General features: G+C 60.2%; 24 protein-coding genes and 1 other RNA gene. 7 read left to right on the top strand and 18 right to left on the bottom strand.

All coding sequences use genetic code 11. The annotated features are described in order from the left end of the window. The 3 genes from rsmH to rsmI form a co-directional block, all read right to left on the bottom strand. A complete protein-coding gene (gene rsmH / locus L1075_RS05265; protein ID WP_040241782.1) occupies nt 1-996 on the bottom strand; it encodes a 16S rRNA (cytosine(1402)-N(4))-methyltransferase RsmH in 996 nt (331 codons plus the stop codon). 97 nt (nt 997-1093) lie between these two features. Beyond that, nucleotides 1094-1447: RNase P RNA component class A (rnpB, locus tag L1075_RS05260), an RNA gene on the bottom strand. A 66-nt stretch (nt 1448-1513) separates the two neighbouring features. Next, a complete protein-coding gene (gene rsmI / locus L1075_RS05255) occupies nt 1514-2374 on the bottom strand; it encodes a 16S rRNA (cytidine(1402)-2'-O)-methyltransferase (RefSeq protein ID WP_040241784.1) in 861 nt (286 codons plus the stop codon). 165 nt (nt 2375-2539) lie between these two features. On the opposite strand from rsmI, the gene L1075_RS05250 reads away from it, so the two are divergent. From L1075_RS05250 to L1075_RS05235, 4 genes are read left to right on the top strand one after another with little or no spacing between them, the layout of a single operon-like run. Beyond that, nucleotides 2540-4345, top strand: coding sequence for a penicillin-binding protein activator (locus L1075_RS05250; RefSeq protein WP_246894224.1), 1806 nt, complete (start codon nt 2540-2542; stop codon nt 4343-4345). After that, nucleotides 4326-4697 (top strand): YraN family protein, encoded by a 372-nt coding sequence (locus L1075_RS05245; protein WP_040241786.1) that lies wholly within the window; start codon nt 4326-4328, stop codon nt 4695-4697. The genes L1075_RS05250 and L1075_RS05245 overlap by 20 nt, the downstream gene beginning before the upstream one ends. Nucleotides 4698-4717: 20 nt before the next feature. Further along, the gene (locus tag L1075_RS05240; RefSeq protein ID WP_040241789.1) at nt 4718-5311 is read left to right on the top strand and encodes a phosphoheptose isomerase; all 594 of its coding nucleotides are present in this window, start codon (nt 4718-4720) and stop codon (nt 5309-5311) included. A 10-nt stretch (nt 5312-5321) separates the two neighbouring features. Further along, complete coding sequence (locus L1075_RS05235) at nt 5322-5888, top strand: BON domain-containing protein (protein WP_246940570.1); 567 nt, start codon at nt 5322-5324, stop codon at nt 5886-5888. Nucleotides 5889-5916: 28 nt separating this feature from the next. Here L1075_RS05235 and L1075_RS05230 read toward each other — a convergent pair whose 3' ends face one another. The 5 genes from L1075_RS05230 to zapE all read right to left on the bottom strand — a co-directional run bounded on the left by L1075_RS05230 (nt 5917) and on the right by zapE (nt 9487). Further along, complete coding sequence (locus L1075_RS05230) at nt 5917-6402, bottom strand: ClpXP protease specificity-enhancing factor (protein WP_246940567.1); 486 nt, start codon at nt 6400-6402, stop codon at nt 5917-5919. Between the two features lie 65 nt (nt 6403-6467). Beyond that, nucleotides 6468-7094, bottom strand: coding sequence for a stringent starvation protein SspA (gene sspA, locus L1075_RS05225; protein WP_246940565.1), 627 nt, complete (start codon nt 7092-7094; stop codon nt 6468-6470). Between the two features lie 214 nt (nt 7095-7308). Next, nucleotides 7309-7698 (bottom strand): 30S ribosomal protein S9, encoded by a 390-nt coding sequence (gene rpsI / locus L1075_RS05220; protein WP_040241799.1) that lies wholly within the window; start codon nt 7696-7698, stop codon nt 7309-7311. Between the two features lie 13 nt (nt 7699-7711). Continuing rightward, entirely contained in the window at nt 7712-8140 is a 429-nt protein-coding gene (gene rplM, locus L1075_RS05215) for a 50S ribosomal protein L13 (protein ID WP_011507504.1), read from the bottom strand. Nucleotides 8141-8311: 171 nt separating this feature from the next. Then, entirely contained in the window at nt 8312-9487 is a 1176-nt protein-coding gene (gene zapE, locus L1075_RS05210) for a cell division protein ZapE (RefSeq protein WP_246894226.1), read from the bottom strand. A gap of 193 nt (nt 9488-9680) precedes the next feature. On the opposite strand from zapE, the gene L1075_RS05205 reads away from it, so the two are divergent. After that, nucleotides 9681-10139 carry a Z-ring associated ZapG family protein gene (locus L1075_RS05205; protein WP_246894227.1) on the top strand — a complete coding sequence of 153 codons (459 nt, stop codon included), beginning with the start codon at nt 9681-9683 and terminating at the stop codon, nt 10137-10139. A 102-nt stretch (nt 10140-10241) separates the two neighbouring features. Here L1075_RS05205 and L1075_RS05200 read toward each other — a convergent pair whose 3' ends face one another. After that, complete coding sequence (locus L1075_RS05200; protein WP_246894228.1) at nt 10242-11000, bottom strand: Nif3-like dinuclear metal center hexameric protein; 759 nt, start codon at nt 10998-11000, stop codon at nt 10242-10244. A gap of 102 nt (nt 11001-11102) precedes the next feature. On the opposite strand from L1075_RS05200, the gene L1075_RS05195 reads away from it, so the two are divergent. After that, nucleotides 11103-12320, top strand: a complete 1218-nt coding sequence (locus L1075_RS05195; protein ID WP_246940562.1) for a Do family serine endopeptidase — start codon at nt 11103-11105, stop codon at nt 12318-12320. A gap of 73 nt (nt 12321-12393) precedes the next feature. Here the strand turns inward: L1075_RS05195 and hisD are convergent, their stop codons facing one another. The 9 genes from hisD to L1075_RS05150 all read right to left on the bottom strand — a co-directional run bounded on the left by hisD (nt 12394) and on the right by L1075_RS05150 (nt 19253). Beyond that, a complete protein-coding gene (gene hisD, locus L1075_RS05190) occupies nt 12394-13710 on the bottom strand; it encodes a histidinol dehydrogenase (protein ID WP_246940559.1) in 1317 nt (438 codons plus the stop codon). 17 nt (nt 13711-13727) lie between these two features. Beyond that, nucleotides 13728-14381 carry an ATP phosphoribosyltransferase gene (gene hisG, locus L1075_RS05185; RefSeq protein WP_246894231.1) on the bottom strand — a complete coding sequence of 218 codons (654 nt, stop codon included), beginning with the start codon at nt 14379-14381 and terminating at the stop codon, nt 13728-13730. A 67-nt stretch (nt 14382-14448) separates the two neighbouring features. Then, a complete protein-coding gene (gene murA, locus L1075_RS05180; RefSeq protein ID WP_246894232.1) occupies nt 14449-15711 on the bottom strand; it encodes a UDP-N-acetylglucosamine 1-carboxyvinyltransferase in 1263 nt (420 codons plus the stop codon). Nucleotides 15712-15723: 12 nt separating this feature from the next. Further along, nucleotides 15724-15978 carry a BolA family protein gene (locus tag L1075_RS05175; RefSeq protein ID WP_040241820.1) on the bottom strand — a complete coding sequence of 85 codons (255 nt, stop codon included), beginning with the start codon at nt 15976-15978 and terminating at the stop codon, nt 15724-15726. A 152-nt stretch (nt 15979-16130) separates the two neighbouring features. Continuing rightward, complete coding sequence (locus L1075_RS05170) at nt 16131-16484, bottom strand: STAS domain-containing protein (protein ID WP_246940555.1); 354 nt, start codon at nt 16482-16484, stop codon at nt 16131-16133. After that, entirely contained in the window at nt 16481-17146 is a 666-nt protein-coding gene (locus L1075_RS05165; RefSeq protein ID WP_040241824.1) for an MlaC/ttg2D family ABC transporter substrate-binding protein, read from the bottom strand. The genes L1075_RS05170 and L1075_RS05165 overlap by 4 nt, the downstream gene beginning before the upstream one ends. 15 nt (nt 17147-17161) lie before the next feature. Further along, a complete protein-coding gene (gene mlaD, locus L1075_RS05160; protein WP_246940553.1) occupies nt 17162-17626 on the bottom strand; it encodes an outer membrane lipid asymmetry maintenance protein MlaD in 465 nt (154 codons plus the stop codon). Next, on the bottom strand, nt 17623-18405 hold the full coding sequence (gene mlaE, locus L1075_RS05155) for a lipid asymmetry maintenance ABC transporter permease subunit MlaE (RefSeq protein WP_246940550.1): 783 nt from the start codon (nt 18403-18405) through the stop codon (nt 17623-17625). The genes mlaD and mlaE overlap by 4 nt, the downstream gene beginning before the upstream one ends. After that, on the bottom strand, nt 18402-19253 hold the full coding sequence (locus L1075_RS05150) for an ATP-binding cassette domain-containing protein (protein WP_281504087.1): 852 nt from the start codon (nt 19251-19253) through the stop codon (nt 18402-18404). Before L1075_RS05150 ends, mlaE begins: the two co-directional genes overlap by 4 nt. Before the next feature lie 144 nt (nt 19254-19397). Between L1075_RS05150 and L1075_RS05145 the strand changes: the two genes are divergently transcribed. After that, nucleotides 19398-20378 (top strand): KpsF/GutQ family sugar-phosphate isomerase, encoded by a 981-nt coding sequence (locus tag L1075_RS05145; RefSeq protein WP_246940544.1) that lies wholly within the window; start codon nt 19398-19400, stop codon nt 20376-20378. Nucleotides 20379-20382 lie beyond the last annotated feature (4 nt).

Genomic DNA, 20382 nt, shown 5'->3' with positions numbered 1-20382 from the left:
TCAGTCGAGTTTCCGAGCCACGCGCATCACGGCACTACGCGCGCGAGGATTGAGGGCCACCTCGTGCTCCCCGGGACGACTCGCCTTGCCGACCATGGCCACGCGTCGATTCAACTGCGTATCGCGAACCGGGAAGTCCCGTGGCAGGTGCGTATCGCCACGTGCTTGGTCACGAATGAAGCGTTTGACCAGCCGATCCTCCAAGGAATGAAAACTGATCACCACTAAACGCCCACCCGGCGCCAGCGCCTCGAGTGCCGCGGCGAGCGCGGCCTCGAGCTGCTCGAGCTCGCCGTTGATATGAATGCGAATCGCCTGAAACACTCGCGTCGCGGGATGTTTTCCTTTTTCCCAGGCCGGATGCGCGGCCTTGACGAGTTCCGCCAAGTCTTCGGTATGCGTAATCGGTCGCTCGGCGCGACGCGCGATGATCGCTTTGGCAATGCGGCGCGCAAAGCGCTCCTCACCATAACGTTTGAAAACATCGCTCATTTCACGCTCGGGGACGCGGGCCAGCCAATCGGCAGCACTTTCACCCTGAGTGGGATCCATACGCATGTCGAGCGGACCATCGCGCAAGAAACTGAAACCACGCGAAGGATCGTCAAGCTGTGGCGATGAAACGCCAACATCCAATAACACACCACCTAAGCGACCGTGCACCCCATGGTCGCGGGCGATGATATCAAGCTCGGCGAAGCGGCCGTATTGAAGAGAGAAACGCGGATCATCCAGCGTAGCGCCTTCGGCAAGCGCCGCCGGGTCACGATCGATGGCCAACAGGCGTCCTTGTGGAGATAGTCGCTCGAGGATCGCGCGGGAATGCCCACCGCGACCGAAGGTGCCATCCAAATAGCAGCCATCGGGGTCGGTGATCAGTGCGTCTACCGCACCATCGAGTAACACACTCGCGTGTCGGTAATCAGCCGCCCGATCATCAACAGCACTCGGCGTATCGGAAAGCGGGTCCTTCTCAGGGTTGTCACGATGCTGCATGAATCACTCGGGCGTTGGGGCCTGCCGCCGCTGTATCGGGCCGCCCGAAGGCAGACGTCGCGGCATGACGCGCACAGACCCGGAGATCTGAAATTCGAATGGGAGCCAGCCTATAAGCCGGGTTCTGTCGAGGACAGCCATTCCTCTAGGGGCCGCGTCACCACGACCCTCAAGCAACCTACCCGAACCCAGCGCGGGCCACGCCTTTGGGTTCCTATTTGGTCTTGCTCCGGGTGGGGTTTACCTTGCCACGCACTGTTACCAGGCGCGCGGTGCGCTCTTACCGCACCCTTTCACCCTTACCGGCGGGCCAAAGCCCGCTTAGGCGGTCTACTCTCTGCTGCACTTTCCGTCGACTCACGCCGCCCAGGAGTTACCTGGCACCCTGCCCTATGGAGCCCGGACTTTCCTCCCCCACGCAATACGCGGCGGCGACTGTCCGGCCGGCTCCCAAGCGCGAAAGAATAACAGCCCCTCGCAGGCCCCTCAAGCGCCCAAACTCCGCGAGGGCACTTTGTTATGCATCGCTGTCCTTGAGGGCCTGCGCGCATTGGTACCAATATTTTTTACGCCCTCCAAGGCGGCTGGCGACGACCGTCGCTGCGGCCTTGACGCCGACGCCTTCGGCGAGCATCGCTGCAAGCCATGCCTCGCCTTCGACCAAGGCTTGCGTCTCGTCATCCCGAGGCTCGGCGCCCGCCACCATGATCACGAATTCGCCGCGCGCCTGATTGGGATCTTCGCGCATACGTGCCAACAATGTCTCGGCATCGGCATCGAGAAAAGTTTCGAATGTCTTGGTCAACTCACGCGCCAAGACCACGCGACGCGTACCGAATAGCGCCGCGATATCCTGAAGTGTCGCCTGAATGCGATGCGGCGACTCGTAATAGACCAGGGTTTCCTCGCGCTCCAGCGCGGCCGTCAGGCGCTGGCGTCGCGCCCCTCCCTTGGCGGGCAGAAACCCCTCGAAGAGAAAGCGATCGGTTGCCAAACCGGCCGCCGACAACGCCGCGATCAGCGCACAAGCACCGGGCACCGGGATGACCCGATGGCCGCTGGCACGCAGCTCTCGCACCACCACGAAACCAGGATCAGAGATCAGCGGCGTCCCTGCATCGCTGATCAACGCCACATTCTGGCCAGAGGTCAGTGCATCGCGTAGCGCCGTCACTCGCGAGGCCTCATTGTGCTCATGCAACGAAACCAAGGGCTTGTCGATGCCCAGGTGGTGCAACAGGCGTGCACTGTGGCGCGTATCCTCCGCAGCCACCCAGGACACCTCACCGAGCAGACGGGCCGCGCGAGGACTCAAATCCTCGAGATTCCCAATCGGCGTGGCGACCACGTACAATGCCCCTTCACATCCTTCGCTCATTCGTTAATATCCCGGTTGCGACGCTCTATTGGATAACTTGCGTCGTGTCATGTCGCCAGCGCCAAGCGCCAGTGGATCATGCGGTCGGCGCCAGGTTCAGCATGCGTCAGACATAATCCGGAACAGGGAACCGTCCGAGTCACACCGCCATAAAGGAATGACACCATGCCCAAATCGTTGCGCAGCCTGTTCGGGCTTGCCTTGATCGCCCTACTCCTCGCCGGGTGCGCCAGCGGCCCGGGGCCCAGCGACACGCAACCCGCTACGCAGGGCCTCAGCGCTAGCGAACTGCTCGATAAGGCCCAAGGCCAATCTGCTACGAAGGCAGCACAGAGCAGGCTCCAAGCGGCCCACATCCTATCACGGCAAGGCGACGACGAGCAGGCGCTGGACATCGCCCGAGACCTCGATGCGTCGCAACTAACACGCGAGGACCGCATCGATCGTGCTCTTCTCATCTCCGATCTCAGCCTGCGCAAGGAAGATGGCCGGAGCGCTCTGGCGGCCACGCAGATACTCAGCGATATCGACGACATACCACGCGACGCGCAGCAGACATTACGCCATCGTCGCGGCCTGGCCCTAACGCTGGTGGGCGAATCGCGTGCAGCAGCGGAATCCCTGATCGACTTGCAACGTGACGATCCCTCTTTCGAACTCAACGACGACATCTGGACGCCACTGTCACGGTTGAGCGAGGCTGCACTCGACCGTATGGAGAATCAAGACGGCTCTCTCACTCAGGGTTGGGTCGAGCTAGCACGGCTGTACCGCCAAAGCGGTGGTGACATGTCCCGCCTCACCGACGCACTGGACGATTGGCGCTCGACTTACGCCAACCATCCTGCTGCTCGCCGCCTGCCTAGCGACCTCTCCGCCCTGAAGGACCTGCGCGGCAACGATGTCAAGCACATTGCCATCTTCCTCCCTGAGTCTGGCCCGCTGGCCAATGTGGCCAAAGCGATCAAGAAAGGCATCGAGGCACGCCACATGGACGCCCTCAACCAGGGCGAGCAAACACCACAACTGACGTACTACGACAGCAGCGCGGGAAACCTCGAGCCCCTTTACGCACAAGCCACCATGGACGGTGCACAGGTCGTGCTCGGACCGCTCGACAAGGATCTGGTATCGCAACTCGAGCAGCGCGACGACGTCGCTTTGCCAACGCTGGCCCTCAACTACGGCGAACACGACCGCAATCAAGCGGACGAGCTGTTCCAATATGGACTATCGGCCGAAGACGAGGCACGTCAGGCCGCCAAGCGTGCACGTATGGATGGCCACCGTGAGGCAGCCGCGCTCGTCCCCGACAACGCCTGGGGCGAACGCGTCTTCAAGGCCTTCCGCACGAATTGGGAAGACCGGGAAGGCGAGCTCGATGCCGTCGTGCATTATGATCCCAAAGGCTCCGTCAGCGAGGCGACGAAGCGTCTGCTGAATGCCGACGGCAAGCGCAGTGGAAACGAGGATATCGACATGCTCTTCCTCGTGGCATTGCCTAGCTATGCGCGCCAAGTGCCACCCACGCTGGACTATTACTACGCAAGCGATCTCCCCGTCTACGCGACGTCCCAGGTCTATGGCGGCCAACCCCAACCACGCGCCGACCATGACCTCAACGACGTGATGTTCATGGATATCCCCTGGCTGATACCGGATGCTGCGGCCGGCGGCGCAGAAGCGTTGCCGTTTTACTCCACCTATCAGGAGCTCGACGCCCGAGATGATCCTAGCTTGCTCAAGCTCAATGCCATGGGCGTCGACGCCTACGAACTAGCACGGCGCCTACCTCTGATGCAGGCACTGCACTCGTTGGAAGTCTTCGGCGCAACTGGAACGCTTCAGGCACGCGACGACGGACGGATCCAGCGCACATTGCCCTGGGCCCAGTTCCAGTCTGGCGTACCCGCGCCACTATTGACCGGTGGGTCCGACCTGGACATCGGCGATGTCACGCTCGACCCATGACCCACGGCGGCGCGGCCTCGATATGGAGCGCCGCGCCGCCGATTGGCTGACCATGCACGGCTTGCAATTAGTGGATACCAATCAGCACGCTAGGCGCGGCGAGATCGATCTCGTCATGCGCGATGGCGAGACCCTGGTATTCATCGAAGTGAGGCACCGCACCCATACCAGCCATGGTCACCCCCTTGAGACCGTGACCGCCGCCAAGCAGCGTCGCTTGGTCAGCGCGGCACGTTTTTATCTCCATCGCAACGGGCTATCATGTATGTGTCGTTTCGACGTCGTAGGCGTCACCGGCACGCCACCCAACGTGTCGTTCGAGTGGATTCGTTCGGCATTCGACGCCTTTTGACCCAAGCAAGGCCTCTATCCATGGATTTCCAATCACGTATACTCGGCCACTTCAACGCCAGCATCGATGCCAAGACCTATGCCAGCGAGGTCCTGCCAGCCTTCATCGAAGTTGCTAGCCAGATGATGGTTCAATGCCTCGTCAGCGAAGGCAAGATTCTTGCCTGCGGCAATGGCGGTAGCGCCGGCGACAGTCAGCACTTCTCTTCCGAGCTGCTCAATCGCTTCGAGCGCGAGCGTCCCAGCCTGCCGGCACTGGCTTTGACGACCGACACCTCGACACTTACCTCGATCGCCAATGACTACAGCTATAACGAGATTTTCTCCAAGCAGATACGCGCCCTGGGTCAACCCGGCGACGTGTTGCTGGCAATCTCTACAAGCGGTAATTCAGCCAACGTGGTACAAGCCATTCAAGCCGCACATGATCGTGACATGCACATCGTGGCATTGACGGGGCGCGATGGTGGCGACATGGCATCACTGCTTGGCCAGGACGACTGCGAAATTCGCGTCCCCTCGACCTCTACGGCACGTATTCAGGAAGTGCATTTGCTCGCGATACATTGCCTATGCGATCTCATCGATCAACAACTGTTTGGCAGCACCGAATAAGGAATTCGTCATGACACGACAAGTTATTCTCCCGCTCCTCCTTGGCATCACGCTAGCGCTGGCCGGCTGCGCCTCACCTCCCACCGACAACCAAGGCGGTGAAAACTATGGCAAGCGCACCCCCGGCATGAAGGTGGAAGACGAAAGCATTCAGGACAAGGTTTCCGACAATCTTGCCAGCACAGACGCGCGCTTTCGCGACGCGCATCTCAACATCGACAGTTACAACGGCATGGTACTTCTCACCGGCCAGGTGGCGAGCGACGAGCTCAAGCAAAAGGCAGGCAACGTAGCCGAGCAAGCCCGGCAGGTGCGGCGCGTTCACAACGAACTGGAAGTCGCCGCCAACTCTCCCATCGGCCAGCGAATGACGGATACCTGGATCACCGGACGGATCAAGGCAAGCCTCGCGACCGACGATCGCATCGACGGCAGCCGAATTCGGGTAATCACCGAAAACAGCACGGTCTATCTGATGGGCATGGTGACCCACCAGGAAGCAGATATCGTGACCAACATCGCTTCACAAGTGGGTGGCATTCAGAGGATCGTCAAAGTCTTCGAATATCTCGATTGAGTACCGAGCAGGGTCGAAGACCCTGCTTTTACTTCACGACACGCAGTGACGGGCGCCCCTTGCTACGCGGGGCGTCGTCACTTTCGCTCTCGGCTTCACTGGCTTCTTCATCGTCACGCGCCTCGACGCTTTCCAGCGCAGGACGGTCGCCATCGTCTTCGGACGGAGTGTCGCCACCCTCGCTCGCTTCGGCTTCCGGCATGACCGGCTCGTGGCCGAAGACCATGCCGACCCCATTCTCACGCGCGTAAAGCGCGATCAATGCTTCCATGGGCACGATGACATCCATCGGCTGGCCTGCAAAGCGCGCGCCGAAGGTCACAGCGGCATTCTCGATATACAAATCACGTACTGCGGAAGGCGCAATATTGAGGACGATCTGCCCGTTTTGCACAGACTGACGGGGTACGTTTACACCTTCACGCTCGGCATCGACAACGATATACGGTGTATGTCCGTTGTCCAGCAACCACTCATAGAGTGCGCGGGCCAAGTAAGGGCGACTGGAAAGCATAGACAACTTCCTCTTTCGGTTCGCGGCGACGGTTCATCAGCGCTGCACACGCATGCATGGCAACGCTAAGTGCGCATTTCCTTCTCTGCCTCCAGCAGGGAAGCCTTGAAGGCATCACGACTGAAGAGGCGCTCCATGTAGTTCACCAGCGGCTGGACTTGCTTTTCCGGCAGCTCGACGCCCAGCGACGGCAGCCGCCAGAGAATCGGTGCGATGCAGCAATCTGCCAACGAAAACTCGTCGCTCATGAAAAACGGCATGTCTTCGAAGATCGGTGAAATACCCGTGATGCTTTCGCGCAACTCCTTGCGCGCCTTCTCGGCATCTTTCTTGCTGCCCTGCTGGATCGTTTCGACCAGCGGGCACCACTCGCGTTCGATCCGATGCATCCACAAACGGCTCTGCGCACGCGCCACGGGATAGACCGGCAACAGCGGTGGATGCGGAAAGCGCTCGTCCAGGTATTCCATCATGACCTTGGACTCGTAAAGCACCAGATCACGATCCAACAGGGTAGGCACGCTGTTGTACGGGTTGAGATCGGCAAGCTCTTCAGGGCGATTGTCATCGTTGACTTCGATGACATCGACGGCCACCCCCTTTTCCGCCAACACGATACGCACGCGATGGCTATAATGATCATCGCTGCCAGAATAGAAGGTCATCGACGACCGCTTGGCCACTACACCCATGAAACATTCCTCGCTTCAGTTCGAAACCAGATGATAACACGTTAATAGGGGGCACGAATGCCACCCACCGCCACTCATTAAGCGTGTCGGGAGGGTAGATAAGGTCCACCCCTCATACAAGCGATCCCCCTATCGAGCGCGTCACGCAAAAAGGCCCGGACGACAGGTCCGGGCCTTTGCGTAGCGCGCACCGATGGGTGCGAAGCGCTGCGTCTTAACGCTTGGAGAACTGCGGACGACGACGCGCCTTGCGCAGACCGATCTTCTTACGTTCGACCTGGCGGGCGTCACGCGTCACGTAGCCTGCATCACGCAGCGGACGACGGAAGTCTTCGTTGTAGGCGAGCAAGGCACGCGTAATGCCGTGGCGGATCGCACCCGCCTGCGCAGAGCCACCGCCACCGCTTACGGTGACATAGACGTCGAACTGGCCAGTAGTTTCAGTCAACTCGAACGGCTGACGAACGACCATCTCACCGGTGACACGACCGAAATAGTCGTGCAAGTCACGGTTATTGACGGCGATTTTGCCGGTGCCCGGCTTCAAAAACACCCGAGCTGTGGAAGTCTTGCGGCGCCCGGTACCGTAATACTGCTGTGTCATGGCGAAGAATCCCTTAAAGGTTCAGTTCAAGCGGCTGCTGCGCGGCATGCGGATGCTCGGCACCAGCATACACCTTGAGCTTGGAGTACATGGCGCGGCCCAATGGCCCCTTCGGCAGCATGCCCTTGACCGCAGATTCGATAACGCGCTCAGGCGCATGGTCGATCAATTTCTCGAAAGACATGGAGCGCAGACCGCCCGGATACCCGGTATGACGGTAATAATTCTTGGCTTGCGCCTTGTTGCCAGTGACACGCACTTTTTCGGCATTGACGACGACGATGTAATCGCCAGTGTCGACGTGCGGCGTGTATTCCGGCTTGTGCTTGCCGCGCAAGCGGCGAGCGATTTCGGTGGCCAGGCGGCCGAGCGTCTTGTCAGTCGCATCGACGACATACCAGTCGCGTGTGACGGACTGTGGCTTAGCACTGAACGTCTTCATGGGTGAATCACCAATTGCTTGTGTGGACGTCACGCGTGTAAGGGCGTGATCAGCCAATCCCTATTTTTCTTGGTTGCCGCGTCCCGCAAGACGGACAACGTTAGAGCGAGCGCGCATTGTACATGACGTTTCTCCGGCCACAAAGCCCGATTTTACGCTTTGCAGCAGCCATCACGGCTTGTGCGGCAATGCCAGATATTCTTTGGACTGCATTTCCTGCAAGCGAGACAGTGTCCGCTCGAACTCGAACTCCAGCTGACCATGCGTGTAAAGCGACTCAATGGCAACCTCAGCGGACAGCAGCAGCTTGACCCCACGATCGTAGAACTCGTCGACCAGGTTGATGAATCGCCGCGCCAGATCTTCCGTGGCGCCGCTCATCTGGGGCACATTGGAGACGAGGACCGTATGAAACTCGCGGGACAACTCTATGTAGTCGTTCTGGCTCCGCGGACCATCGCATAGCGTCTCGAACTCGAACCATACGACATCTTCATGCAGACGACGCGGCTGCAGGACACGATGATTAACGTCGATCTCAGAATCCCTCTCGCCTTCGGCGCCCGCAATGGCATGGAAACTTTCTCCCAGTGCGTTGTCGGCTGCCTCGCCCCATGGATGATAGAAGATCTTAACTTGTTCTAGCGCCCGCAAACGATAATCGATTCCCGAGTCGACATTGACCACTTCGCAGTGACGCTTGAGCAAGTCGATAGCAGGGATGAAACGCGCACGCTGAAGACCATTCTTGTAGAGGTCGTCGGGCACGATATTGGAAGTCGTGACCAACACCACTCCCTGCGCAAACAACGCCTCAAGCAGATTGGCAAGAATCATCGCATCGGTAATGTCTTTGACGAAGAACTCGTCGAGGCAGATCACCCTGGCTTCTGCGGCAAACTTGGCCGCAATCAGCGTCAGCGGATTTCTCTCACCCTTGTAATGCGTCAGCTCATTGTGCACACGTTGCATGAAGCGGTGAAAATGCGTGCGCATTTTGTCGGCGAACGGCAAGGTCTCGTAGAACGTATCCACCAAGTACGTCTTACCTCGCCCCACGCCACCCCAGAAATACAGCCCCAAAACCGCCGGTGGCGCCTCGAAGGGAGAAGGGGCAGACTTCTTGCCGAAGAGCTTGGCGACCTTGGATTTGAGGCCATCGTCACTTGCCGATGGTGCGCTCGACGATTGGCGTGGTGCATTTACCAACTCGTCATAGAGGCGCTGCAAGTGTTTAACGGCATCTTCCTGATCGGGGTCGTACTGGAAGTCGTCGCGCTGCAAGTCTTGGCGATATTTTTCCAGGGGCGTACGTGCGTTCACGGACGGCGGCATGGTGGCACTCATGGGGGCGAAACACACCTCGGCTAAATGATGAAAGCTGCCATTATACGCGTCATCTCGACGCTTGCATGGACACGCACGGCATGGTGACGCACTTTCGGGTTTGACCCGCCGCGCCAAGACACCGATATAATAGCCATGCTTGGTATGCCATCGCATCACAACCGCATGCCCCGTGACGATCAAGGAGAGCATTGTGAACGAGAGCAACATCGACTGGATCCTGGCCATCGCGTGCTTTCTGGCAGGCATCGGCATCGGTGCCCTCGGCTACCACCTGCTGAACGCCAACGTGGCCCGTAATCAGAAGGTTCGCCAACGACTGGCAGAGGCGGAGCTAGAACTCAGTCAAGTAAAGGATGCACTGAACGATCATTTCGCCAAGGCTTCTGAGCTGGTCACCAGCATTCAGCGTCAAAGCCATGAGCTTGAGCAACAGCTATCTCAAGGTGCCGACCGCCTCGTCGACGATCTGCAGCTCAAACGCCGCCTGCATCCGCGCCAGGAGGGTGAGACGCAAGAAGAAGATGCCGACTCTCCCCAGATGCCACGCGACTACGCTGAGGGGACTCAAGGCACGCTCTCGGAAAACTATGGCCTCCAGCCACGTAAGCAGCGCGTCACTGAAGAAGAGACAACGCCGCCGCGTTACTGAGATTAGAACTGCCAGACAACTTTCTTGGACACCCCTCACGCTTGCTACAACATCTAGGCGCCGACCGTTTCAAACGCTCGGCGCTTTCTTTTTCAGAATCGCTCAGGCGGGATTATCGATATCCACGAAACGATGCGTAATGTCGAAACGTGACGCCAGCCAATCTCCCAGAGCACTGACGCCATCACGCTCGGTAGCGTGGTGGCCGGCCGCCACATAGGTCACACCCATTTCACGTGCCATATGCGTGGTGCGCTCGGAAATTTCTCCCGAAATAAAGGCATCGACCCCCGCCTCGGCCGCCAGCGGCAGCATATCCTGAGCTCCGCCAGTGCACCACGCGACACGCTCGATCGACCGAGCGTGTCCCGCTATGACCAGGGGCTCACGCCCCAATCGTCCTTCTACATGTGCAGCGAATGCGGCATGATCCATCGGCGACGACATATTCCCATGCCATAAGAGGCCCCGCCCGAGCGCACCATCGAGACAGCCTGACGGCGTGAGGTCGAGCCGCTTGGCGAGCTGCACATTATTGCCCAACGTCGCGTGCGCATCCAACGGCAGGTGATAGGCCAACAGATTGATATCATGCGCCATCAACGTGGCCAGGCGACGGCGCTTCATCCCCGTGACCGCTACCGGTTCGTTCTTCCAAAAGTAGCCATGATGGACGAGCACCAGATCCGCCTTCCACGCCACGGCTTCATCGAGCAACGCCTTGCTGGCAGTGACGCCACTCATCACGCGCGCCACCGTGTCACGCCCTTCCACTTGCAGGCCATTGAGGGTGTAGTCCTTGAAGTCATCGCACTGCAACTCGGACTCAATCGCGGCGATCAATTCTTGTCGAGCACTCATGGGCGGCTCCAGACAGCTTAGGGATGCAATGTTACACTCGGCGCCATTGTAACGGCTGCCCCACGGGGCAGCGACTACCCGCTCGCCGACAAGGAACCGTACATGCGTCGCTCACTGATGTCGCTCGTCTGGCCCATCATCAGTGGCATCCTGCTCGCCATCGTGCTGCTCAATGCTTTCCCCCAGCTGATGGGCGAGCGCAGCGCCGACGATGCCACCACGCCAGTGCCCGATACCAGCGCCGTGCGCGCCATCGCCGAACGCACGGATACAGCCGAGCGCGCACCGGAGGTCGTCGAGGCCGCCCCACTGAACAGGTCGCAAGGCCCTGCGAGCTATGCCAGTGCCGTGAACAAAGCGGCCCCCGCCGTCGTCAATATTTATTCGTCGCGTATGGTCGAGCGTAGCGAGCATCCGCTGATGTCCGACCCCTTTTTTCAGCAATTCTTCGGCAAGGACATGCCGCAACGTCAACGCATGCTCTCTAGCCTGGGCTCGGGCGTCATCGTCAGCGCCGAAGGGTACGTACTGACTAACAATCATGTCATAAGCGATGCCGATGAGATTCAGGTCGCCCTGCGCGACGGCCGCGAGACGCTTGCCAAGGTCGTGGGCACCGACCCCGAAAGCGACCTGGCAGTGCTCAAGATTCCCAGCGAAGATCTTCCCGTCATCCAGCTCAGTGACTCCGAGCAAGTCGCCATCGGCGATGTCGGCCTCGCCATCGGCAACCCCTTTGGAGTCGGACAAACCGTCACCATGGGCATCATCAGTGCCACGGGGCGTAACCATCTCGGTTTGAACGCTTACGAAGATTTCATCCAAACAGATGCCGCCATTAACCCCGGCAACTCCGGCGGGGCGCTGGTCAATGCAGAAGGCGCCCTGGTCGGCATCAACACCGCGATATTTTCACGCTCGGGGGGCTCACAAGGCATCGGCTTCGCCATCCCCGCCAACCTGGCTCACCAAGTCCTCGACCAGATCGTCGCCCACGGCCGCGTCATCCGTGGCTGGTTGGGCATCGATGTTCAAGCGATGACCCCCGATCTAGCCTCATCCTTCGGCCTCAAGACCCTGACCGGCGTGGTCATCGCCAGCGTCGTACCCGACGGCCCAGGCGACAAGGCCGACTTGCAACCGGGTGACGTGCTCATGTCCATCAACGGCGAACCTATCGTCGATGCCCGCGAGGCCATGGCCGATATCGCCGAGATTTCCCCCGGCACACAGCTTCCCGTTACCATCGTCCGTGATGGAGAGAAACACGAGATTCAACTGACGGCAGGCGAACGCCCCGAAGCGTCAGAGGTGCAGTAACCCAAAGCAGCATGCCCCCACCGGGCGCACCGATGGGGGCATGAGAAGACGACCCAGAAGGCGCCAACCGTCGTCAGGTATCGCCGAGACGATTCTCCGCCGAACGCGCATGCGCCGTCAGTGACTCCCCTCGCGCCAATACCGAGGCGGTACGCCCCAGAGTGGCCGCGCCTTCCGGCGAACAATGAATCAGCGACGAGCGTTTCTGAAAATCGTAAACGCCCAAAGGCGAGGAGAAACGCGCAGTACCTGATGTCGGCAAAACATGATTGGGACCGGCGCAGTAATCGCCCAGCGCTTCCGCCGTGTAACGTCCCATGAAGATAGCGCCGGCGTGACGCACGCCTTCTGCCATCGCCTCAGGGTCACCAACCGATAGTTCGAGGTGTTCGGGCGCAATGCGGTTGATGATCGTCAGCGCCTCATCACGATCACGGCATTGGATCAAGGCACCGCGTGACGCCAACGACTCACGGATGATCGCCTCGCGTTCCATGGTCGGCAGCAAACGCTCGATGGCGGCGTGAACCGCATCGAGATGGGCTGCGTCCCAGCCCACGAGAATTGCCTGAGCATCCTCGTCGTGCTCGGCCTGCGAGAACAGGTCCATCGCCAGCCACTCGGGGTCCGTCCCGCCATCGGTCACGACCAGAATCTCGGAAGGCCCTGCGATCATGTCGATCCCTACCTGTCCGAACACCGCACGCTTGGCCGTGGCCACGTAGATATTGCCCGGCCCGACCACCTTGTCCACGCGAGGGATGCTCTGAGTACCATACGCTAGAGCCGCGACGGCCTGAGCGCCGCCCACGGTGAAGACATAATCGACGCCTGCCAGATGCGCAGCCGCCAACACGAGGTCATTGAGCACCCCGTCAGGAGTCGGCACCACCATGACGATTTCACGCACACCGGCAACATGCGCAGGAATGACATTCATCAGTACCGAGGACGGATACGCAGCCTTACCGCCCGGCACATAGATACCCGCGCGGTCTAGCGGCGTGACCTTCTGGCCCAGCACACTGCCATCGGCCTCGGTATACTGCCAGGATTCAGGCTTCTGACGCTGGTGGTAAAGACGAATTCGCTCGGCGGCATGTGCCAGTGCCTCACGCTGTGCATCCGGCAAGCCCTCGTAGGCCTCGCGCAACCGTGCTGCATCCAGCGTCAACTCACTCATGTCACGCGCCTGCATGCGATCCAGGCGATTGGTGTATTCGATCACTGCGGCATCGCCTCGCGAGCGCACAGCATCGATGATCTCCTCGACGCGTTCGACCACCTGCTTGTCGGAGACACCTTCCCACGCCAGCAACGCTGTCATACGTGTATCGAAATCGTCTTGTGTGGTGCTCAGACGCGCCACATTCACGGCATTGTCAGTCATCTCGCCCTCTCGTGTTCTTACGCCTGCGTCTCACCGCGCCGCGACTCGACCGCGCGACCCAGGCGCTCGATCAGCGGCTTGAGCCGCTCATGCTTCATGGTCATCGAGGCCTTGTTGACCACCAGTCGCGAACTCACCTCGTCGATCAATTCGCGCGGCTCCATGCCATTGGCGCGCAAGGTGTTACCGGTATCGACGATATCGACGATCTCATCGGCCAGATTCATCAAAGGCGCCAACTCCATGGCCCCGTAGAGCTTGATCACCTCGGCCTGAATCCCCTGTCGGGCATAGTAACGACGCGCCACATTGACGAACTTGGTGGCCACCCGCCGCCGCGCATGGGTCGGCTGCGCCCCGACCACACCAGCCGTCATCAACTTGCAGCGCGATATTTCCAGATCCAGAGGCTCATACAACCCTTCGGCCCCGTGCTCGAGCAAAGTATCCTTGCCCGCCACGCCGACATCGGCGGCACCGAGTTGCACGTACGTCGGCACATCGACGGCGCGAATCACGACCAATTTGACATCGGGAAGATTGGTATCGAACAGCAACTTGCGGCTCTTGCCGAAGTCTTCCGCCGGCTCTACGCCCGCATCAGCCAACAGCGGGAGCGTTTCTTCCAATATACGCCCTTTGGACAGGGCCAGAATCAGTTGCTTTGACATGATGTTGGCACGTCTATTGAACTTGGCGTTCCGCCATCATGGCGGAACGGGAGAATGAAACCGCCGATCAACCCGGCACGCGGCGAATCTTGGCACCGAGCAATTGCAGTTTCTCCTCGATGCATTCGTAGCCGCGGTCGATATGATAGATGCGATCCACCTGCGTTTCGCCTTCCGCCATCATGGCCGCAATGACCAGGCTCGCCGACGCCCGCAAGTCGGTGGCCATCACCGGCGCACCAGAGAGATGTTCGACGCCCGTGATCACCGCAGCGTTACCTTCCAAAGCGATCCGCGCGCCCATGCGGTTGAGCTCCTGCACATGCATGAAGCGGTTTTCGAAGATCGTCTCGACGACGGTCCCCGAGCCTTCAGCGACACAGTTGAGCGCAACGAATTGGGCCTGCATGTCAGTGGGAAACGCAGGGTAAGGCGCAGTCCGCACATTGACCGCCCGTGGACGCCGCCCCCGCATATCGAGCTCCAGCCAGCCATCGCCCACCTCAACGCGGGCTCCGGCTTCATCCAGCTTGGCGAGCACGGCCTCCAGCGTATCGGCACGTGTGTTACGTACCCGGACACGGCCACTGGTTGCTGCGGCTGCCACCAGGAAGGTCCCCGTTTCGATGCGATCCGGCATGACATCGTAATGACATCCATGTAGGCGCGGCACGCCCTCTACCACGATCGTATCCGTGCCGTGGCCATGAATCCGAGCGCCCATGGCGATCAGGCACTCGGCGAGGTCCACCACTTCCGGCTCGCGAGCCGCGTTCTCGAGTACCGTAGTGCCGTCGGCCAGCGTCGCGGCCATCAGCAGGTTCTCGGTGCCGGTCACGGTCACGGTATCGAAGAAGATCGTCGCCCCTTTCAGGCGACCGGCGCAGCGCGCCTGAACGTAACCGCCGTCGACATGGATCTCCGCCCCCATGGCCTCGAGTCCGCGCAGGTGCAGGTCGACGGGACGCGAGCCGATAGCGCAGCCCCCCGGCAACGACACATCGGCGGTGCCGAAATGCGCCAGCAGCGGGCCGAGCACGAGGATCGAGGCGCGCATCTTCTTGACCAGCTCGTATGGCGCGTGACAGTGCGTCACCTGAGAGCCGTCGAGCTGAATGCTCATCTTGTCGCCCATCACCGGCTCGACGCCCATGCGCCCCAACAGCTCCAGCGTGGTGGTGATATCCTGCAAATGTGGCAGGTTGCCGATAGTCACCGGCTCGTCGGCCAACAGGGTCGCCGCCAGGATCGGCAGGGCGGAATTCTTGGCGCCACTCGCCCACACTTCCCCGTCGAGCGGCCCGTTACCGGTAATGATCAATTTGTCCATGAAATTCCGTGCTTAGACGCCCGCGTTTTCAGGGGATTGTTCCCACTGGGACGGGGTGTAGGTCTTGATACTGATGGCATGTAGGGCGCCACTGGCGATTTCATCTGACAACGCCGAATAAATCAGCTGCTGGCGCTTGACCGGCGAGAGCCCCTCAAAAACGTCACCGACAGCGACCACCTGGAAATTGCAGCCTTCACCTTGAATATGAAACTGGCAATCGTCGATACGCGATTCGAGTAGGGCCTTGACGTCGCTGGGTTGCATAAGGCGTTGGCTCCTGTGCTACGGCACGACGCGCGTGACACGCACGAGTGCGGTAATTGAGTCGGGATTTCAAACAGGCATGATAAAGAAAACGGGCGCCGTTGGCGACGCCCGCTTGCACGCAGAACTCCTGGAGACGACGCCCCGCGCTGTCATGACGTTGCCGAAGAGGCCCGCGTCTCGTCACTGGGAAGCAAGGGATCCAATCCCGCCATGGCCGTCAACCGCGCCAAGGGAGACGACAGCGCTACATGAACGATATGCACGCCGTGTGACTGCGCGCAACGCAGCCACTCGAGCAGGACACTGAGCACGGCACTGCTGGCACAGCTCACACCGGTCAGATCGAACTCGACCTCGGCATCGCGCGGCAAGCTTTGCAACCACTCTCGCCCCTTGGCCGCCAACGAGGCGGCACTATCGAAATCCGCCTCGCCGTCGACTTTCAGAATACGCTCGTCGCGCACTTCGAGCCGGGCATCGTCTCGCTCGAGCAGGACATTCATTGGTCGTCGTCGCCGCCTGCTTCGAGCTCATCGGTAGCGACATCCGGCGCCCACCCATCGATAACCGCATCGATATCGCGATTGTTGTCGCGCATGGCCTGATCGAACTGATTGCGGAACGTCAGCCCCAGATTGATGCCATTGACGATAACATTGATCACACGCCACTCGCCGTCGCGCTTATGCAGCGTGTACACCACGGGATAAACATCGCCATTGCTTGAGACCACTTCCATATCGACGCTGGCCTGGTCCTCATAGCGCTGCTCGCTATCATTATCGAGCACCCGAATATCGCGGTAATCGAACGTAACCAACCCTTTGGCATAAGTCTCGATCAGCGTCTTGCGGAACGTGTCGACGAAACGCGAACGTTGCTCCGGCGAGGCATTACTGAAATATCGACCCATGACGCTGGCGCCGATATAACGAAAATCGGCCACATCGTCGAGGCTGTCGTCGACCAGCGATTCAAGCTCGCTTTCATGCTCAGCGTAATAATCCTTGCGCCCATCCAACTTTTGCATCAACGCTGCCACGTTGTCTTCGATCAGTTGCTGGGGCGCTTGCTGTGCCTGTGCCGTGAAGGCCACGCACCACAAGACCGACAGCAATAGTGCACAGAGGCTGGAGCGCCGGGGTGTGAATTGCCTTGATGTCATGGGAACCTCCTTGGCTCAATCGCTTGTCATGTTCGACACGAACTGCTGAATCAATTGCTCCAGCACCAGCGCTTGCTGGGTATCGCGGATAGTGTCGCCTTCCTTGAGCATCTCGGGATCGCCTCCCACGCTCAGGCCGACATATTGCTCACCCAACAACCCCGAGGTGAGAATCGACGCCGTGCTGTCCCGCGAGATCTTGCCCTCAAGATCCTCTTCTAGCTCCATGGTCACGCGGGCATCGAGCCATTCAGGGTCGAGCTCAACGTCGCTGACGCGCCCGATGGTCACACCTGCCATGGCAACTCTAGAGCCCGACTTGAGTCCGCCGATGTTGGCGAAATTGGCCTGCAGCGTGAATGTGTCCTGCGGTACGCCAAGACTGATGCCACTGACTCGCAAGCCAAGAAACACCATGCCTAAAATTCCGGCCAGGACGAACAACCCCACGCCGAACTCCATCATCTTGCTGCGCTTCATCCAAGTTCTCCAAACATCAGCGCGGTCAGCACGAAATCCAATCCGAGCACCGCCAGGGACGAATAGACTACCGTGCGGGTCGTCGCCCGCGAGATGCCTTCCGACGTCGGGATCAGGTCATATCCCTGAAACACCGCAATCCATGTAACGACGAGACCGAACACCACACTCTTGAGCATGCCGTTGAGAATATCGTCGACGAACGCGACACTGCTCTGCATGTTGCTCCAGTAGGAACCGTCGAACACACCCAACCACTGGACGCCGACCAGGTAACCACCCCAGATACCGACCACACTGAATCCCACGGTCAGCAACGGCATCGAGATAAATCCCGCCCAGAGGCGCGGCGCCACGATACGCCGCAGCGGATCGATTCCGATCATTTCCATGCTGGTCAACTGCTCGGTCGCTTTCATGAGCCCGATCTCGGCGGTCAGCGCCGAACCGGCGCGCCCCGCGAACAGCAACGCCGCCACCACCGGCGCGAGTTCACGCAGTAGCGACAACGCCACCATCTGCCCCAGCGCATCCTCCGCGCCGAAACCGACCAGAATGGTGTAGCCCTGCAGGCCTAGCACCATGCCGATGAATAGCCCCGACACCAGCACGATCGCCAACGACATGACACCGATGAAGTGCATCTGACGCAGCCACAAGTGCCACCCTTCGCGAGAAGGAATGCCCACCGCCGACTGGGCCAGGAACATCGCTGCCCGACCCAAGGCACTCAGCCCTTCGAGCGTACCCCGTCCAAGCGACGCGATAGGACGAATCATGGACGTTCCCCCTTGGTGGCCAGGATGTCGCGATAAAAATCGGGCGCCGGGTAATGAAATGGCACTGGACCATCGGGCTCGCCATGCACGAATTGCTTGACGCGCGCGTCGCGATTGACGTCCAGCGTTTGCGGCGTGCCATGGGCCATGACCTGGCCGTCGGCGATGATATACACGTAATCGGCGATGGAAAGCGTCTCCTTGATATCGTGCGAGACGATGACCGCAGTCAATCCCAGGGCTTGGTTGACCGTCTTGATCAGTTGCACCAGCACACCCATTGAAATCGGATCCTGGCCGACGAAAGGCTCGTCGTAGAGCACCAGTTCAGGATCGAGCGCCACCGCACGCGCTAGCGCCACGCGCCTGGCCATGCCGCCGGACAGTTCCGCCGGCGACAAGTTACGCGCACCACGCAAGCCCACCGCCTGAAGCTTCATCAGCACGATATCGCGCACCATGGCTTCCGGCAGGTCGGTATGCACGCGCAGTGGAAAGGCCACGTTCTCGAAAACGCTCAGGTCCGAAAACAGCGCCCCACTCTGGAACAGCATGCCCATGCGACGGCGCATCCGAAACAACGCACGTCGAGACAGACCGTGCACATCTTCTCCGTCGATGCACACGCGTCCGGAATCCGGCACTAGCTGACCACCGATCAACTTGAGCAGCGTCGTCTTACCCGTCCCGCTAGGGCCCATGACCGCGGTAATCTTGCCTTTAGGAATACGCAGATCGACGCCACGGAAGATGTCATTCTCGCCCCGCGAGAAATGCAACCCCTCGACGTCGACCAGGGTCGTGTCAGTCACGTAACGCTCATCCACGTCTCGATAATTATCGAACATCGTATCCTAACTCTAGCGATCACCGCCAGCCTCACCTTGCAACACTCTCGGCGAGTGCGTTTAATGAGCGCCCCAATTCGCTCGCCACTCCCCAGGAGTCAGCGATGCTTGAGCCCAAGGCCGCTAAGGGCAACAATCACTACCATGAACACTGTTACCGATTACGATTATCGAGCTAGCGCGCGACGCACGCTGACACTTGAATCGCAAGCCATCGCCGCTTTGGTCGAACGCCTCGATGAGGCCTTCGACCACGCCTGTCGATTGCTCCTAGCCTGCGAAGGACGTGTCGTTGTCACCGGCATGGGTAAATCCGGGCACGTCGCCCGCAAGATCGCGGCGACGCTGGCCAGTACCGGCACGCCGGCCTTCTTCGTCCACCCTGGCGAGGCCAGCCACGGCGACATGGGTATGATCACGTCCCGTGACGTCGTCCTGGCACTCTCCAACTCGGGCGAGACGGCCGAGGTCACAGCACTATTGCCGCTTCTCAAGCGCATGGGCGCCCCTCTGGTCAGCATGACCGGGCGCGCCGGCTCGACGCTATCACGTCACGCCGAAGCACATTTGGATACCGCCGTGGCCCGCGAGGCCTGCCCCCTCGATCTCGCGCCGACCACCTCGACAACCGCCGCGCTGGCCATGGGCGATGCCCTGGCAGTGGCCCTGCTCGAGGCGCGCGGTTTCACCGCCGAGGACTTCGCCCTATCACACCCCGGCGGCAGCCTAGGGCGACGCCTGCTGCTCAGGGTCGAAGATCTCATGCATCATGGCGAGCGCCTGCCATGTGTCACACTGGGCAGCCCGCTACGCGACGCCCTGCTGGAGATCACCCGTCAGGGCTTGGGCTTTACTTGCGTGATCGATGACGCCGGTTACCTAGTTGGCATTTATACTGATGGCGACCTGCGGCGCACTCTCGACCGACACGACGACCTGCGCCGTCTGCGCGTCGATGACGTCATGACCCATGGCGGCAAGACGATCCGACCGGAACTACTCGCCGCCGAGGCCGTCAAGATCATGGAAGATAACCGCATCACGGCGCTCGCCGTGGTCAACGACGAAGGCCGACCGGTCGGCGCGCTGCACATGCACGACCTATTGGTTAGCGGCGTCATTTGAGGAG

The sequence above is a fragment of the Chromohalobacter beijerinckii genome (genome assembly GCF_023061185.1).
GTDB classification, from domain to species: domain Bacteria; phylum Pseudomonadota; class Gammaproteobacteria; order Pseudomonadales; family Halomonadaceae; genus Chromohalobacter; species Chromohalobacter beijerinckii.
This window is presented reverse-complemented; position numbering and strand designations above follow the sequence as displayed.

Bases quoted from the DNA above. Each gene is read 5' to 3' on its own strand.
- L1075_RS05195 (WP_246940562.1), top strand. From the start codon at position 11,103: ATGCGTCGCTCACTGATGTCGCTCGTCTGGCCCATCATCAGTGGCATC.
- zapE (WP_246894226.1), bottom strand. From the start codon at position 9,487: ATGAGTGCCACCATGCCGCCGTCCGTGAACGCACGTACGCCCCTGGAA.
- L1075_RS05150 (WP_281504087.1), bottom strand. From the start codon at position 19,253: ATGTTCGATAATTATCGAGACGTGGATGAGCGTTACGTGACTGACACG.
- murA (WP_246894232.1), bottom strand. From the start codon at position 15,711: ATGGACAAATTGATCATTACCGGTAACGGGCCGCTCGACGGGGAAGTG.
- L1075_RS05230 (WP_246940567.1), bottom strand. From the start codon at position 6,402: ATGCTTTCCAGTCGCCCTTACTTGGCCCGCGCACTCTATGAGTGGTTG.
- L1075_RS05165 (WP_040241824.1), bottom strand. From the start codon at position 17,146: ATGACATCAAGGCAATTCACACCCCGGCGCTCCAGCCTCTGTGCACTA.
- L1075_RS05240 (WP_040241789.1), top strand. From the start codon at position 4,718: ATGGATTTCCAATCACGTATACTCGGCCACTTCAACGCCAGCATCGAT.
- L1075_RS05145 (WP_246940544.1), top strand. From the start codon at position 19,398: ATGAACACTGTTACCGATTACGATTATCGAGCTAGCGCGCGACGCACG.
- L1075_RS05235 (WP_246940570.1), top strand. From the start codon at position 5,322: ATGACACGACAAGTTATTCTCCCGCTCCTCCTTGGCATCACGCTAGCG.
- rpsI (WP_040241799.1), bottom strand. From the start codon at position 7,698: ATGACACAGCAGTATTACGGTACCGGGCGCCGCAAGACTTCCACAGCT.
- L1075_RS05250 (WP_246894224.1), top strand. From the start codon at position 2,540: ATGCCCAAATCGTTGCGCAGCCTGTTCGGGCTTGCCTTGATCGCCCTA.
- mlaE (WP_246940550.1), bottom strand. From the start codon at position 18,405: ATGATTCGTCCTATCGCGTCGCTTGGACGGGGTACGCTCGAAGGGCTG.
- rsmI (WP_040241784.1), bottom strand. From the start codon at position 2,374: ATGAGCGAAGGATGTGAAGGGGCATTGTACGTGGTCGCCACGCCGATT.
- rplM (WP_011507504.1), bottom strand. From the start codon at position 8,140: ATGAAGACGTTCAGTGCTAAGCCACAGTCCGTCACACGCGACTGGTAT.
- mlaD (WP_246940553.1), bottom strand. From the start codon at position 17,626: ATGAAGCGCAGCAAGATGATGGAGTTCGGCGTGGGGTTGTTCGTCCTG.
- hisD (WP_246940559.1), bottom strand. From the start codon at position 13,710: ATGACTGACAATGCCGTGAATGTGGCGCGTCTGAGCACCACACAAGAC.
- L1075_RS05175 (WP_040241820.1), bottom strand. From the start codon at position 15,978: ATGCAACCCAGCGACGTCAAGGCCCTACTCGAATCGCGTATCGACGAT.
- hisG (WP_246894231.1), bottom strand. From the start codon at position 14,381: ATGTCAAAGCAACTGATTCTGGCCCTGTCCAAAGGGCGTATATTGGAA.
- L1075_RS05170 (WP_246940555.1), bottom strand. From the start codon at position 16,484: ATGAATGTCCTGCTCGAGCGAGACGATGCCCGGCTCGAAGTGCGCGAC.
- sspA (WP_246940565.1), bottom strand. From the start codon at position 7,094: ATGGGTGTAGTGGCCAAGCGGTCGTCGATGACCTTCTATTCTGGCAGC.
- L1075_RS05200 (WP_246894228.1), bottom strand. From the start codon at position 11,000: ATGAGTGCTCGACAAGAATTGATCGCCGCGATTGAGTCCGAGTTGCAG.
- rsmH (WP_040241782.1), bottom strand. From the start codon at position 996: ATGCAGCATCGTGACAACCCTGAGAAGGACCCGCTTTCCGATACGCCG.
- L1075_RS05245 (WP_040241786.1), top strand. From the start codon at position 4,326: ATGTCACGCTCGACCCATGACCCACGGCGGCGCGGCCTCGATATGGAG.